Origin of the sequence: Lysinibacillus canaveralius, from assembly GCF_047301505.1 — a bacterium.
Taxonomy (GTDB): domain Bacteria; phylum Bacillota; class Bacilli; order Bacillales_A; family Planococcaceae; genus Lysinibacillus_B.
Map to the genome: position 1 here is coordinate 215302 of NZ_CP154840.1, position 15415 is coordinate 230716.

General features: G+C 41.7%; 15 protein-coding genes and 1 riboswitch. Of the genes, 11 read left to right on the forward strand and 4 right to left on the reverse strand.

The genetic code is table 11. The features are described 5' to 3' along the window. Nucleotides 1–21: 21 nt before the first annotated feature. Entirely contained in the window at nucleotides 22–663 is a 642-nt protein-coding gene (locus tag AA0Y26_RS01210; protein ID WP_413364461.1) for a lysoplasmalogenase, read from the reverse strand. A 103-nt stretch (nucleotides 664–766) separates the two neighbouring features. Between AA0Y26_RS01210 and AA0Y26_RS01215 the strand changes: the two genes are divergently transcribed. Further along, nucleotides 767–2455: a hypothetical protein gene (locus AA0Y26_RS01215; protein ID WP_413364462.1), complete on the forward strand. Its 1689-nt coding sequence runs from the start codon at nucleotides 767–769 to the stop codon at nucleotides 2453–2455. A 152-nt stretch (nucleotides 2456–2607) separates the two neighbouring features. Here AA0Y26_RS01215 and AA0Y26_RS01220 read toward each other — a convergent pair whose 3' ends face one another. Beyond that, nucleotides 2608–3027: a hypothetical protein gene (locus tag AA0Y26_RS01220; protein ID WP_413364463.1), complete on the reverse strand. Its 420-nt coding sequence runs from the start codon at nucleotides 3025–3027 to the stop codon at nucleotides 2608–2610. Nucleotides 3028–3164: 137 nt separating this feature from the next. Beyond that, on the reverse strand, nucleotides 3165–3902 hold the full coding sequence (gene nfsA / locus AA0Y26_RS01225) for an oxygen-insensitive NADPH nitroreductase (RefSeq protein WP_413364464.1): 738 nt from the start codon (nucleotides 3900–3902) through the stop codon (nucleotides 3165–3167). 565 nt (nucleotides 3903–4467) lie between these two features. Then, nucleotides 4468–4577: riboswitch (SAM riboswitch) on the forward strand. Between the two features lie 158 nt (nucleotides 4578–4735). Between nfsA and AA0Y26_RS01230 the strand changes: the two genes are divergently transcribed. From AA0Y26_RS01230 to AA0Y26_RS01240, 3 genes are all read left to right on the forward strand, one after another. Continuing rightward, the gene (locus AA0Y26_RS01230) at nucleotides 4736–6031 is read left to right on the forward strand and encodes an O-acetylhomoserine aminocarboxypropyltransferase/cysteine synthase family protein (protein WP_413364465.1); all 1296 of its coding nucleotides are present in this window, start codon (nucleotides 4736–4738) and stop codon (nucleotides 6029–6031) included. A 415-nt stretch (nucleotides 6032–6446) separates the two neighbouring features. Then, nucleotides 6447–6842: a hypothetical protein gene (locus AA0Y26_RS01235; protein ID WP_413364466.1), complete on the forward strand. Its 396-nt coding sequence runs from the start codon at nucleotides 6447–6449 to the stop codon at nucleotides 6840–6842. Nucleotides 6843–7187: 345 nt separating this feature from the next. Continuing rightward, a complete protein-coding gene (locus tag AA0Y26_RS01240; RefSeq protein WP_413364467.1) occupies nucleotides 7188–8174 on the forward strand; it encodes a homoserine dehydrogenase in 987 nt (328 codons plus the stop codon). Between the two features lie 310 nt (nucleotides 8175–8484). Here AA0Y26_RS01240 and AA0Y26_RS01245 read toward each other — a convergent pair whose 3' ends face one another. Next, nucleotides 8485–8715 (reverse strand): DNA-binding protein, encoded by a 231-nt coding sequence (locus tag AA0Y26_RS01245; RefSeq protein ID WP_413364468.1) that lies wholly within the window; start codon nucleotides 8713–8715, stop codon nucleotides 8485–8487. A 132-nt stretch (nucleotides 8716–8847) separates the two neighbouring features. Here AA0Y26_RS01245 and AA0Y26_RS01250 point away from each other — a divergent pair, with 132 nt between their 5' ends. From AA0Y26_RS01250 to AA0Y26_RS01280, 7 genes are all read left to right on the forward strand, one after another. Further along, on the forward strand, nucleotides 8848–10944 hold the full coding sequence (locus AA0Y26_RS01250; protein WP_413364469.1) for an MMPL family transporter: 2097 nt from the start codon (nucleotides 8848–8850) through the stop codon (nucleotides 10942–10944). Nucleotides 10945–10975: 31 nt separating this feature from the next. After that, entirely contained in the window at nucleotides 10976–11647 is a 672-nt protein-coding gene (locus AA0Y26_RS01255) for a response regulator transcription factor (RefSeq protein WP_413364470.1), read from the forward strand. After that, nucleotides 11644–13029 (forward strand): ATP-binding protein, encoded by a 1386-nt coding sequence (locus AA0Y26_RS01260; RefSeq protein WP_413364471.1) that lies wholly within the window; start codon nucleotides 11644–11646, stop codon nucleotides 13027–13029. Before AA0Y26_RS01255 ends, AA0Y26_RS01260 begins: the two co-directional genes overlap by 4 nt. 14 nt (nucleotides 13030–13043) lie before the next feature. Then, entirely contained in the window at nucleotides 13044–13439 is a 396-nt protein-coding gene (locus AA0Y26_RS01265) for a hypothetical protein (protein ID WP_413364472.1), read from the forward strand. Nucleotides 13440–13605: 166 nt separating this feature from the next. Continuing rightward, on the forward strand, nucleotides 13606–14469 hold the full coding sequence (locus tag AA0Y26_RS01270) for a DMT family transporter (protein ID WP_413364473.1): 864 nt from the start codon (nucleotides 13606–13608) through the stop codon (nucleotides 14467–14469). Between the two features lie 128 nt (nucleotides 14470–14597). Continuing rightward, nucleotides 14598–15281 carry a response regulator transcription factor gene (locus AA0Y26_RS01275; protein WP_413367999.1) on the forward strand — a complete coding sequence of 228 codons (684 nt, stop codon included), beginning with the start codon at nucleotides 14598–14600 and terminating at the stop codon, nucleotides 15279–15281. Continuing rightward, nucleotides 15259–15414, forward strand: a complete 156-nt coding sequence (locus AA0Y26_RS01280) for a hypothetical protein (protein ID WP_413364474.1) — start codon at nucleotides 15259–15261, stop codon at nucleotides 15412–15414. The genes AA0Y26_RS01275 and AA0Y26_RS01280 overlap by 23 nt, the downstream gene beginning before the upstream one ends. Nucleotide 15415: the final 1 nt, after the last annotated feature.

Consider the following 15415-nt stretch of genomic DNA (forward strand, 5'->3'; position numbering starts at 1 on the left):
TACCTCCTTGAAATGGTATATTTAGTGTACCACTTTATTTCGCTTTTCGGAATATTGTGTAACACTTAGGGCTATGAAAATTTGTGCCCCATAGTAGGTGAACATGATCAGCTCATGATCATAGGGAACGTCCATTATAAATTTATTGATCGCCAGGATGCTATCGGATGCAATAAAAGAAAGAGCGCCAATTTTGGCAAATAAGGCTCCTGTCTTAAATGACATCCAGCCCATCGTTAAAATGACACTAATATAGGCAAATACAGCAATCGCTAGAACGGTCTCACCTTGGCTGAACAGCGTACTGCACATCCAAATCGCCATTGAAGTTCCGTAAAAAAGCAGAACTATCTTTATACCGGTTGGCACGCGCTCTTTCCCCTCTGAAAAGGCAGCAATATAAAAAATATGGCCGATCAAAAAGCTCGTTAACCCAATAATGAACCATTGAAGCGTATAGTCACCAATCGCGCAAAATAGGAGGCCCACACATACAAGTGCATAGTATCTTGCTGTACGAACACGAGTCAAGAAGGCAAAAAGAATGATTAGTACCATGGGAATGAGTTTGAAAACCATTTTTGTCTCTGGTGGAATGGTATCAAACAAAAGTACATAATAAAGCCCAAAAATAACAGCGATGATCAGTAAGATAGTGCGCATGAACAGCCTCCTTATGAAGAATGAGATAATAGCCATTAATTATAAATATGAAACTTTTTAACTGTTTAGTCCGTATAAAAGGTAACTAGAAAGGATGATTCGAATGAGTCAATTATTCATTATTTCAGCTATCGCGTCAGTAATTATCACTATTTTACTCGTACCGGTGACAAAAAAGTTTCCGAAAGTAGAGCTGACATCAAAGCAGCATGGGATAATAGCGGTTTCTGTTTTAATTGTTAGTTTTATTTCGACGTTTTTTATTGTTTATGTATCAAAAATTGATCTCCAATGGACAATTTTTCTTTATGTCTTACCCGTAATTGCTCTTGCTGGAGCCATTTTTTCAGCAGGTCTGGAAAGAAAAGTGAAGTCTGCGGCGGTATTAGCAAGTATCCTTGCTGTAGCTTACTTGCTAAGTGCGCCGCTGTTTAATGCTGAGGAAAAATACGAATCAGCAAAAATGGCTGAGGATGTAGAAATCCAGGCATTTGATGAGACACAGACACCGGCAAGTGTACCACCCAAATATGTGAAAAATAAAATGAAAAAAGCTTTTGGGCAAGTACCCAATACTAGCTTTTACGAATTAGGGAATTTACAGATCCAGAAGGTGAACGGTGAGTATGTATATATAGCACCGGTTGAATTTTCAGGGCTGTTCAAATGGTTTAATGGGAAAACAACACCAGGTTACTTTATGATGAGTGCCACAGATGCAAATGAAAATCCGAAATTTGTTCAACAAGAAATGGCCTACGTGCCGTCCGCCTTTTTGAACAAAAATCTGGAACGTCATATGCGTTTGCAGTATCCGGCACTGATTTTCTATGGGGCACCACAGCTTGAAGTGGATGATGATGGTAAGCCTTATTACATTCGCTCATATGGAGAGTTCATTTCTGCACGTAGTGGATTTGATGTAAAAGGGGTTATTTTAGTAGATGCAGCTACTGGTAAATCAGAAAAAATTGCATTAGCGGATGTTCCTGATTTCATCGATGGTGCAGTGTCCCCTGAAACAGTAAGTCTGCAAAACAGCTACTACGGTAACTATGTACATGGTTTCTGGAACAGTGTATTTGGTAAGAAAGATGTTAAGCTGCCGTCGGACGAGGGAACGGAGGCCAATGTGTCACCGATCTTTACAGAAGATGGGCAAATGTACTACTTCACTGATTTTACTAGCCCAAAAGAGGGCGTAGACTCGATGCTTGGCTATTCATTAACAAATGGACGGACGGGCGAAGCGATATACTATACTGGGAATCTGGAAGAATCCTATATGGATTCACAAGGAGCACTAGACATTATTGAGAAGAAATTTATTGAGAAGAAGTGGGAGGGCGAAATGCCAATCCTGTATAACTTCTATGGAGAAGCTAGCTGGCTGACCGCTGTACTCGATTCAAATGGCTTCCTGCAGAACTATTTCATTGTCTCAGCAGCCAATCCTGAAATCTCTGCTTATGCCTCTACGCCGAACGAGGCGCTGAAATTATATAAAACAGCGTTATCCCGAGGAGGAAGTACGGTTGAAGGTTCCTCAGATGCAGAGGAAGCACGCATCACAGGCGAAGTGATCCGTGTATATAAGGAGCGGGCTGGAGATTTTACCATGGTATCATTCCTGTTAGCGACAGGGGAAAACTTTATTGTTAGCACGGAAACCGTGCCGCTAGCCATTTATATGGAAGCAGGGGATGCAGTGAGCGTAACCTATTTAGCGACAGGCGAGCAGTTCCTGCCGGTTAAGGATGTAACGATTACAGAATTACCAGTCCAGGAATAGAGGAAAACTACCTCGAAAGTAAGTGATCTACTTGCTTTCGGGGTTTTTTCTATGCTGAAAATAATAGGACAGGAGAAAATATCAGGGGTGGCTTACTTAAGACAATTTTTTATATCGAGCCGCGTAGACAGCTTGTTTTGAGTATTGAGATATTAGGCGTGCGTTTCAATATAATCCAGCATTTTTTGTTTGCGCTTTTCTACATGCTCTGTTTTATAAGGTTTCAAATCAAAGAAACGCTGCTCCTGTTCAGCTAGAATAGCACGTTCCTGAATGAATCGGCTTTCCGGCTCCTTGTTAAAAATATAGTTCAGGTGGAAAACCTGCAGCAATGCCACTTCAGGGCTCTCTAAGTTTGCGACGAATTTTAAATTCCAGACCGATGTATAGGAAATATACTGGTGAATATAGTCGGTAGCCAATTGATATTTTTTTGAATCGATATGCGGCAGAATCGTTTGATGCACCTTTGACAAAGCAATATTAATGTCTGCGATGGATAAATAATATTTTCGCACATTCTGGAGATGCTGTTTTTCAAGTGAATTGGCTACATGTTTATTTGTATACATACGAAAAGTCCTTTCTTACATCTTTTTCGTTGCTACTATTTTATCAAAAGGTAAGGTTAGATTTCAGTAAAAAGGCGAAATTAACAGGCCTTACATCTTGTTAATTTCGCTTTTAATAGATGTATAAGATCTTTTTGTTACTTCCAAGTGAATCCTTTTGTTTCCAGGAATTCTTTTATAAATGGGCGTTTTTGATCAATTAAGAAATCAGCCATTTGTTTTGTCCAGTTCGCCATCTTTTGGTTGGATGAGCGGCTGGCGTAGTAAGCTTCCATTGTTGCATCATACTCATCAAGAAGTGTATCGTATTTCTCTTCATCATAGCTATTTTCATGCAGGACAGCGGCTACAGGTAGGCGGGGTTTTGTTTCGTTTCGTTTTGTTGGCTTGCCAATTGTCATAGCAAATAACGGGAATACATAATCAGGAAGATTGAATAGCTCACTAATTTCCTTCGGATTGTTTCGTGCGCCGCCGATATAGCATATTCCATAGCCTTCAGATTCAGCCGCGACGACAAAATTCTGCGCAAATAAGGAAACATCCGCTACACCGACAAGAAGATTTTCTGCAGAGTCCACGACGATGTCAACACCATTTTTGTTACCAGCTCTTTGCAGGCGCTTGAAGTCTACACAGAATAAGAAAGAGGCACCTGCTGTTTGGAACTGAAATTCATTTTTTGACAGCTCGCCTAACTTTTTCTTTTTTTCATCATCTGTCACCCAGATGACACTATACGCTTGTACAAAGTGAGAGCTGGCGGCCATTTGTGCGGTTTCAATTAGATCGATTACCGTTTCACGAGAGATTTCTTCTCCTGTATATTTACGGACAGATGAATGGTTTTTTAAAAGTTCTTTTGTTTTGTTCAATTTATTTTCCCCCTCTACAAAAAATAAGCTTAAAGGAAATACCTTTAAGCCCATCTTATAATATTTTTCTATAGTAATCCAATCCAGTGCCAGCAGGCTGCACTAATTGTGGGGAAGCAGATCAACGGGATACGAGGATTCAGGAAAATAAAGCCGATAACTGCCTTCCACCTGAAGCAAAATTGTACCTAGAGAATTTTTGGTAGTAAAAACAGTAATGATGTCCAGGGCGTCACTTTCCCGCATTCGCCGTATTTATACTATTTGCGAATGGTTAGTAATGCCTTACGGTATCAGCTAATGTAGTAATATAAGCTTGCACCCCTTTATATGCGAAACTTTTATACGGTAGTAATGATGTAGTGGCAATGTAAAGGTAGTTATTTGTATTTTGCAGGCATATTCAAAAGGGGATATATAGAGCTTTGAATTGCTTATTTATCCTGTAATCCAGCATAAAGCATGCAGCAGGAAAATTAAAATCAGAAGATTTTAAATTAATAGTTGACTAATCAGATTAACCTGTTTTATACTGTGAAACAATAGATGGAACATGAATCATAAACTCTTATCAAGAGCGGCGGAGGGACTAGGCCCTGTGATGCCCGGCAACCAGTAATGACTTACAAAGGTGCTAATTCCTACAGATTCGAATCGGGATCTGAAAGATAAGGGGAGGAAAACTTGCTCATTCGCAGCCCTCTTCTTATTTGAGAAGAGGGCTTTTTGGTGCTCATTTGTACAAAGGCCCTTTTCCAAATAGAGTGCGGGGAGTTTTCCATATCCTCCTCGACCGATTGTCCATCGAGTATACATTTAGGAGGAAGATATCCATGTCACAAAAGCCAGAAACGTTATTATTACACGGCGGGCAAAAGCCAGACCCTGTTACAGGAGCCATCGCTGTACCAATTTATCGTACAACGGCCTATGCATTTAAAGACACTGCTCATGCACAGCGCCTTTTCGCACTTGAGGAGCCGGGGAATATTTACTCACGTATTATGAACCCGACAGTAGGGGCGTTTGAGGAGCGTATTGCATTGGTGGAAAAGGGAACTGCAGCAGTAGGCCTGTCATCAGGTGCAGCTGCCATTGCCTTCTCTATTTTGAATGTTGCCGGTGCCGGCGATGAAATTGTATCAGCTGGTTCGCTTTACGGAGGAACATATAATTTATTTGCTACTACATTGCCAAAGTACGGTATTACGACAACATTTGTGGATGAACGAAATCCAGAAAATTTCCGCTCTGCCATTACAGAAAAAACAAAAGCAATCTTTGCCGAGACAGTCGGAAATCCAAGCTTAAACATTTTGGATATAGAAGCGGTTGCAGCAATTGCCCATGAACATGGACTGCCATTGATTATTGATAACACGTTCCCTTCTCCATATGGTGCAAACCCAATTGATTTCGGGGCAGATGTCGTCGTTCATTCAGCTACGAAGTGGATTGGCGGACATGGAACAACAATCGGCGGAGTCGTTGTCGATGCTGGAAAATTTGACTGGACACAAGGACGTTTTCCCGGTTTTACAGAACCGGATGCAAGCTATCACGGAATCCGTTACGGCGTAGATGTACCAAATGCGGCGTTCGCAACAAAACTGCGTGTACAGCTGCTGCGTGATTTCGGGCCGACACTGTCAGCGGATTCTGCTTTTAACTTTATTCAAGGGTTAGAGACGCTTCATCTGCGTATAGCCCGCCATAATGAAAATGCCTTAAAGGTTGGGGAATATTTAAAGAGCCACTCATTTGTGGATTACGTAAATTACCCAGGCTTTGAGGAATTTACATCCCATCATTTAGCAAACAAGTATTTGAAAAATGGTTACGGCTCTATTCTCTCATTTGAGATTAAGGGAGGCCGCGTTGCAGGACGTGAATTAATTGATAATGTAGAGCTGTTCTCTCATGTGGCGAATGTCGGTGATGCCCGTTCGTTAATTATTCATCCAGCATCTACAACGCACCAGCAGCTGTCGGCAGAAGAACTGAAAATTGCAGGAGTATCCGAAGGGCTCATTCGCCTATCAATCGGTCTCGAAAATGTAGAGGATATTATCGCTGATTTAGAGCAGGCGCTAGCAAAAGTGCAAAGACAGGTGTCTGCCAGCGTTTAATTTCTTTTAACAAAAGAAAGTTATTTCTATAGGTGGAAATGCAAGGGGCGGACTTACAGCACTTTTTCACTGGATTCCTGAATGATCCTATTAAAGGGAAGCAAATACCGGAGTGATGCAAATCAAATAGGCGTTCTGGAAGAGAGCTGTTTTAGGCTCGCTGCATCTTGCCATAATGTTTTATACTGCCTCATTCGGCAAAAGAAAGCGGCGGCTCCGTGCCATTTCACGGAGAGCCATCGCTTTTCAACAGTAAATTCAATTCATAGTAAGTTTATAAGTTTTATTGACAATAGCTGTGATATTCTGTAAGATAAAAACAACTTTAAAACCTACCAATAAACTCGGGAAAGCATCTTGTGTTTTTACTCGAGTGATAAATCACATAAGTGTATGAATAAAAGGAGAGTTGAAAATGGGCAATGTCTACAGTGCACAACATGTCGCAGCTTATTTTATATATGAATTGAATGAAGTCCACACTTTTGTAAACCAAATTTCTATCCAACATTTATTAGGGCAGTTCAATGCTATATGGAAAAAAGCATTTGGACATGACGCTTTTTTAGAGGAAACATACAATCTTACATCTGCTGAATATGTTGTAAAGGAAGTGTATGATGCATATAAAGAGTTAGGAACAGATCATATTTCATTACCAGCAAAAGAGTGGTATTTAAAATATGGAGAATTCCAGCTTGTGCACCGTACATATGGTATACCGCCCTTTACACAAAAAGAGGAAATGATTGCTCGAAAAGTACTTGATCGCTATCGCACATCTGTTGAGGGAATCAATATCGCGGTGTAGCTGCTTAAACATGCGCAGAAGTATAACAAGGAAGTGCCGATTGAAGTTCACTTTATCAGCTATTTTAAAAGCATCCGATGGGGGTGCTTTTGTTTTTTAGAGCTCCTTTTAGTGCCGCGGAGCTATTTGGCAGGCCTGATTTTCCTAATAACACTCTGTAAATATGGCAGAATATGCATGATAGGAGAAGATGTAAGGGGTTTCGTGTACATTTTACAAAAACAAATGTTTTCCTAGAGGAGATTTCCCTTGTTTTCGTTTATAATATAAGATAGAATTTTTTATATAAAATTATTAGAATAGTGCGTTTATATAGATTTTCTGAAGACTTTGGAGGAGACAGATATGGCAGTAATAAAGGCGGCCATCCTAGGATTTGGCACAGTAGGGCAAGGAATTTATCATATCTTAAATGAAAAGCGAGAAGCACTGCGGGAAAAGCTGGGCGTAGAATTAGAAGTGACGAAGATTTTAGTTCGGGATACTTCAAGCGAGCGGGTTCCAGGGACGAAACATTTATTGACAGATAATATCAATGAGGTATTTGCCGAGAAAGGCATGCAAGTAGTATTCGAGGCGATCGTTAATGAAGAGCCGGCATTTTCCTATTTAAAACAGGCAATAGAAAACAAATGCCATGTGGTGACAGCGAATAAAGTGATGTTTGCTAAAAGAGGGATGGAGCTTCAAGAGATGGCGAAACAAAATGGTGTATTTGTAGGGTATGAAGCAACGGTTGCCGGCGGGGTCCCTGTGATTAAGACGTTGAAGAATATTCTCCTTGTTAATGATGTGAGCTGCATTCAGGGAATTTTAAATGGGACGACAAACTATATGCTAACAAAAATGCGTAAGGAAGGGTGGAACTTCGAGGAAGCATTGCTGGAAGCACAGCGTCTCGGCTATGCAGAAGCAGATCCGTTCAATGATATTTCAGGACAGGATGCGTTTAAAAAGTTAATGGTACTGTCTGATTTGGCCTTTGGTGAACAGCCAGACTGGTCAGAGGTCGAGGTAATTGGTATTGACACAATTTCGACAGAGGATGTGAAAAATGCCACAGAACACGGAATGCGATATCGGCATGTAGCGGAAGTGGAACGACAGGCAGGCGGTAAAATCGCAGGGAAGGTAGCGCCTATGCTTGTAGACAGGGAGCATCCTTTATTCCCAATTGATGATGTCTTTAATGCAGTAGCTATAGATACAAATTATATTGGCACATTAACAGTGACAGGTCCCGGAGCTGGTATGTATCCGACTGCTTCTGTCATGGTAGAGGATTATGCAGAAATTATCGGTAAGCGCGCCGGATTTGTAGTGACGATTTAATTTCTTTCAGCTAGCAGCCGCTAAAATTTCTCTAAAGCGGTGAACTGAGGACAGAGACACCTTTCTTGGCTCGGGCTGCTGAGGGTGTCTGTTGTTTTGAATAGTTATAAAGATTCGGAACAGGCCATTAAAAGAAAATCGGACCATCCATTAGAAAAGGATGGTCCGATTTTTTCGTGTGCAGTAAATAGTACTATTCATCTAGAGTACAGTGCGAAGATACGTTTTATATCCAAGCCTTTCGCCTGCGCATAGCGTAGTTAAGCAGGCATGGCATCAGCTTTTTAGGCATGCTGGAAAGCAATGTCAGTTAGTCTTCATCTTTTACATCCACATCATCTGGAATAGGTGTACTCCGCCAAATTTCAATTTCCTCTTTAATGCGTTCGAGCTGCTCATGATACGCATCGAACTGCCTGCTATTAATCAAGAACTGTTCTCCGTCATGGACGGCTTTAATGCGGCCATTGTAAATGTAATGCAGAATTTGATGCTCAGGCATGCCAATATCTTTAGCAGTCTCTTCCACTGTTTTATACATTTTGATGACCCCCATTTCCAATATAATCTTGCCTTTATTATAACATGGGAATCGAAAAAAAAAGTTTATATTGAATTTATATTCGTCCGGTAAGATACAAAGTGGAATTTGAACAAGGAGGAGAAGAACACAGTGAAAAAGCTTTTATATCCAATAACTGACTGGGTTTCAACAAAGCGTGGGATGTGGATTACAATCATTGGCTGGCTTGTACTGATGATCGGTCTAAGTGCGGGTCCGAAGCTGGGTGATCATAAAGTAACAAACTTCCAGTCACTTCCTGAAGAAGCGCAGTCTATTATTGCAGAAAATAAATCAGAGGAATTATTCCCAAATGACCAGGGAACTCCTGGTATACTAGTCTTCCATAATGAGGAAGGGAATATTGAACTGGATGAGGTCAAACAAGTATTAAATACTATTATTAATGAAGATATTGAGGGCATAGAAACAATTGTTGATATTTCAGCCATGCCGGAACAGGCATTAGCGGCATTCACCTCGGAGGACAAATCGACGATAATTGTGCCGATGAATTTAGAGGCGGACCTTGGTAACTCCGATTATTCGGAAATCAATGATACAGCTTCCGAAATTGGAAACGAAGCAGCGAAAAATCTAGAGCTGGACTTCTACATTACCGGCCCAGCAGGTATTGCTGGTGATACGACAAAGCTCTTTGAATCTGCAGACCTACAACTGCTATTTGCGACAATCGCCATTATTCTAGTGCTGTTGATTGTGATTTATCGTTCACCGCTGCTTGCATTCATTCCGTTGCTTGCAACAGTGATTGTCTACCAGGTCGTGAACCAGTCGGTAGCGCTGATGGGAGCAGGCGGGTTAGAGATCAACAACTCGACAACTTCCATTATGAGTATCCTGCTGTTTGCAGCCGTTATTGATTATTCATTGTTCGTATTCTCGCGTTATCGGGAAGAACTGAACCACTATGAAAGTAAATATGAGGCAATGAAGTATGCAATGCGTGCAACAGGGGAGCCGGTCTTCTTTGCAGGCGGTACAGTCCTTGCAGCGATGCTCATTTTATTCTTTGCGGATTTCCGTGATTATCAGAACTTTGCACCAATCTTTGGCTTAGCGATGTTTATTATCATACTAGCCTCCATTACACTAGTACCTGCCCTGTTTACATTGTTTGGTCGTAAAGCATTCTGGCCGAAAGTACCGAAATACGGCGAACAAAAAGAAGTGAAGCATGGTATATGGGGAGGGGTTGCGAAGTTTGTCGTTAACAAGCCTGGTCTTTCAGGCGGACTGGTAGCCATCTTTATGTTGATTACGGCATTGAATGTCTTTAACCTGGATTTTGAATTTAATTCTGTGAAAAACTTTCCGGAAGATTTACCTTCAAGGGTAGGATATGAAATCGTAGAAGAAGAATTCAACAAAGGTGACCTGGCCCAAACAACAGTCATTCTTGATGGTGCAGAGGCACTTACAGAAGAGGAAATTCAAGCATTCACTAATAAGCTGATAAGCTATGAAGAAGTTAACTCGGCGACATTAGCTGCTGCAACAGACGATCAAACAGCAGCAAAGGTTAATATCTCTTTAACAATGAACCCTTATTCGTCAGAGGCGATTAATTTTATAGAAGATTTACGTGAAGACACAGATAGCAGTATGAAAGGGTTAGAAATCGAGGCAGACGTCTACTATAGCGGTACGACGGCTAAGTTAGCTGATGAGCGAGACATTAACAACGGAGATATTATCAAAATTGTTATTTTGGAAACGCTGCTGATCCTTGTATTACTGCTTGCCTTAACACGTTCAATCAAAATGCCGATTTATATGATGGCAACGATTTTAATCTCCTATGTTTCGGCTCTTGGCCTAGGATTATTCCTTGTAGATGTGCTGTTTGGGTATGATGCTGTAAGTACACGGGTACCAGTGTATGCGTTTATCTTCCTCGTAGCGCTGGGCATTGATTATAACATCATATTAGTATCACGCTTCATGGAAGAGCGTAAGAACAAGAAAGTGAAGGATGCATTAGAGGTGGCCATCCGTAATACAGGCGGCGTTATTTCATCCGCGGGCTTAATTTTAGCGGCTACTTTTGCCGCGCTTACGACGATGCCGATTGCAGACTTGTTTATTTTCGGCTTCATGGTAGCGGTTGGAATTCTGATTGATACCTTCCTTGTACGCGGTATGCTGCTGCCATCGTTAATCCTATTTTTTGAAAAAGATAAATAAACCGCTCATACTCAGAGCGTGGAGGGATGATATGCGGATAATGGTCGTAGATGATGATCAGGATATTTTACAGCTTGTTTCAATCCACCTGACACGTGAAGGGTATGAGGTAGAGCGGGCAAGTGATGCACAGCAGGCACTCGATTTACTTGAGGAGAAAGACGTAGACCTTGCAATAGTAGATGTGATGATGCCGGGGATGAACGGGTTTGAGCTTACAAAAACTCTTACAAAAGATCTTGACATCCCGGTTATCCTTCTCACGGCAAAGGGACAGCTTGAGGATAAGGAAAAAGGTTTTATTGCCGGATCAGAAGATTATATTGTAAAGCCGTTTGAGCCAAAGGAGCTGCTATTCCGTGTCGCTGTTGTGTTAAGAAGATTTGAGCGTTCTATGGAGGCTTTAATAGAAGTAGGTAACCTTAAAATCGACCGCAAAAACTTTGAGGTAGTAATTAATCAGGAGACGATTATGCTGCCCATGAAGGAGTTTGAACTACTCAGCTTGTTGGCATCGAGGGCCCATAAAATAACCCAGCGTACGCTGTTGATTGAACAAACATGGGGAGCTGATTATGAAGGTAGTGAAATGACGCTCAACACCCATATTAATCGTATTCGGGAACGTCTGAAGCGTTACGGGGCGACGGTTGAAATATACACAGTACGAGGAATCGGCTACAAATTAGAGGCGAATAAATGAAAACATTGTATAGGCAGTTTATTAGTGCTACGATCGTCATCTTGGTATGTAGTGTAGGAATCGGCTTTGCCCTCGCTAATGTTGTGTACTTCACATTCACAAATGATAAGGTTGATAGGCAAAATGTAGAAATCGCACAAGAAGTCGTACGGATTTTAGAGAATTTACATGGCTCCGAAGAAGAAATGAATGCGTACTTGTCTTCTATCGGAAAGCTGGGCTATCAGGTTTTTATTATAAATAAGGCCGGCGACCGTGCGTATTTTGGAGAAGCCTTCTCAAATGATGAAATGCCTGAAGGAGTGCTTGACGACCTTTTAAATGGAGAAGTTTATCATGGGATGCAGAATTTTTCGGGCAGTTTTCTCATGATGAGCTACTTTTCGAACGATGTACAAAATACAGTAGGTGTACCATTTACTGTGGAAGGTGAGCAGTACGGTCTGTTTTTAAGGCCGAACAATAAAATGCTCTTTTCGGATATTCATACCGTACTTGCGGGCTTTGTAGCGGCTATCGCTATTGTCAGTATAAGCGGAGTTGTTTTGATGACACGTCAGCTCATTCGCCCCATTACCCAGTTGACAGAGGCGACAAAAGCAGTCTCCAAAGAGAATTTCCATTATACACTCGATATTTCAAGAAAGGATGAAATCGGTCAGCTGGCTGAAAGCTTCAACCTCATGCAGCAACAGCTGGCGCATAATGATGAGGCTCGCAAGGCGTTTATCAGTAATGTTTCACATGACTTCCAGTCACCTCTTATGAATATTCAAGGTTATGCGGACTTGTTGAGGGGGGAGGAAGTTAGTGAAAAAGAACGGCTGGAATATTTGTCAATTATCGACCGGGAATCGAAGCGGCTATCGAAATTGACGAAGCAGCTCTTATTGATCACGTCACTCGATCAGGCGACATATCCATTGAAATGTAGGCAGCTTCGCGTTGATGAACAAGTAAAGGAAATTATCAGGAAATACCGTTGGCGGCTGAGTGAGCAGGGAATTGAGCTTTCTTATAAAGTAGAAAAGGCGATCGCCTATGCGGACGAAGAACTGCTTGTCAATGTATGGGATAATCTATTATCAAATGCTATTAAATATAACAGTCCTGGAGGGAGTATTATTATTACATGCTGCCAAGGGGGCGATGGGCTGGAGGTAACATTTAAAGATACAGGCATCGGTATGTCACCGGAAGTACAGGAGCAGGTATTTGAGCGTTTTTTCCGCGTGGATGAAGCGCGGAAAAAGGATGGAACAGGGCTTGGCCTGGCAATCGTTAAGCAGGTCGTGACGATGCATGGGGGCATTATCAGACTGGAAAGTACGCTAGGTTTAGGCAGTACGTTTACCGTTTGGCTTCCGATAGAGAGAAAATAAAGGGGATAAGGGAAATGGAGAAGAAATGGTCGATTCGATTGATTCGATTTGCTGCAATCTTTGGTTTGTTCGGAACATTTTTAGGTTCTAAAATGAGCGGAGATATGGACTATTCATTACGTCCGATTCACGCACACATACTGTTGGTCGGCTGGCTTTCAGTATTTGCATGGGGGATTTTCTATAAAGTTTATACAATTAAACATAAAATACTAGTAACAATTCAAAGTATACTGGCAATGGCCGGAGCCTTTGGACTGACATTCGGTATGTGGATGTATAATTTAAATCCGTTCAACCTGAACGATACATTTGTTATGATTTGCTTCATAGTTGGTGGAACTTTACTGCTGCTAGCATTCACCCTGTTTATGATCATTACATTCTTTATCGAAAATCAAGAGAACTAAGAGAGTAGTCTGTCCGCAGGGACAGGCTTCTTTTTTTAATAGTAAGGAGAGTAGTTAGTCATTCGTCCTATCATAACTATATAAAAATAGGGATTTTCTTCTATATTTATAAAAAAGCTCCGTTCTCTTCCTTCACACGCTATAATCTTCATAAGGAGGCCTTATTATGAAATCTTTACCATACATAATGGTGTTATTGGGTGCAGTGCTCTGGGGGACAACTGGGACCACGCAGACATTTCTGCAGGAGGGAATCTCTTCTTTTGCTGTTGCCTGTGTACGTTCCGGCATCGGTGGAGGTTTATTGCTGATCCTTGTTCTTATGATGAAAAAGATGACCTGGCGGACGTGGCCATGGAAATGGAATATCCTTGCTGCACTTGCGATTGCCTTGTTCCAATGCTTGTTTTTTTCCTCAATCCGTTTTACAGGTGTAGCCATTGGAACTGTCGTGACGATTGGGAGTGCGCCTGTATTTTCTGGAATTCTCGAATGGGTTATTTGGAAAGTGAAACCCAGCCGTATATGGGCTGCAGCAACGAGCTTTTCGATCATCGGATGTGCCCTTCTGTTTGTAAATCGGGGAGAGGCTATTATTGATCCTGCTGGCATTGGACTTGCCCTATGTGCAGGGCTTATGTTTGCTCTTTATACAAATGTCAGCAAGCAGCTAATGAAGCATGCAGAAACATTGCCTGCTGTGGCGATGACATTTTCAATATGCTCCGTTATATTGGCACCCATTGCTTTGATGGATGGGGTGTTATGGATAACAGATATCGGTAATCTTGTACCTATGCTCTATATGGGTATCATCACAACAAGCATCGCCTACCTGTTATTTTTAGCTGGACTCCGTTCTGTTAACTCTTCAGCAGCTGTCACATTAAGTTTAGCGGAGCCGCTGACCGCAGCACTTTTAGGTGTGCTGTTCCTCGGCGAGTATTTATCGTTAACTTCCTGGGCAGGAGTATTTCTAATACTAGGGGGAATTATCGTGATTACTTTTGGTAATCGGTTTGCTTCCTAGAGGAGTTCCTTTATTTCTTCAAGCAGCACGCTGGTGTTTCTTAAGAAATTCTTCAGATTTGGGATAGAAAAAAACTCATTTTTGTGTTTTACGATAAGATTATAAGAAAAAGCAGTGAGGTGTTTATGGTGAGCAAGCTAACTGTGCTCGTCACGGATGATGACAAGGATATTCGTGATGGAATAGAGATCTACCTGAGAAACGAAGGGTATCATGTGCTCAAGGCGGCGGATGGCAGCGAAGCGTTAGAGCTTTTGAAAAAGAACGAAGTCCATCTGATTATCCTTGACATCATGATGCCGAAAATGGACGGTATTACAGCAACATTTAAAATACGTGCAGAGCGTAACATCCCGATTCTTATGCTCAGTGCAAAAGCGGAAGATACAGATAAAATTCATGGATTGTCGGTTGGAGCAGACGATTATTTAACAAAACCATTCCATCCACTGGAATTGATGGCACGTGTGAAAAGCCAGCTCAGACGCTATACGGAGCTTGGTACGTACCGCCAGCAGGAGGAGGTATCAGGACTCACACTCCATCCAGAAGCAAAAGAGGTACGGGTGGATGGTGAACCTGTCAAGCTGACGCCGATCGAGTACAAAATTACGGAACTGCTGCTGAAAAATGCAGGACGCGTGTTTTCCATCAATGAAATTTATGAGATCGTATGGAATGAGGAAGCATACAATGCGGAAAACATCGTAGCCGTGCATATCCGGAAAATCCGTGAAAAGATCGAAGCCGATCCGAAAAATCCGCGTTATCTGAAGGTGGTGTGGGGCCTTGGATACAAGATTGAAAAATAAAGTACTGCGTCTTTGTTCGACGTGCAGCCTGATTGCTGCAGCTGTAGGAATCGTATGCATCGGGGCATACGTTTGGAACTGGATTGATACGAATTTGATGGATACCATCAAGCTTTTACGAAAGCTATTTTAGG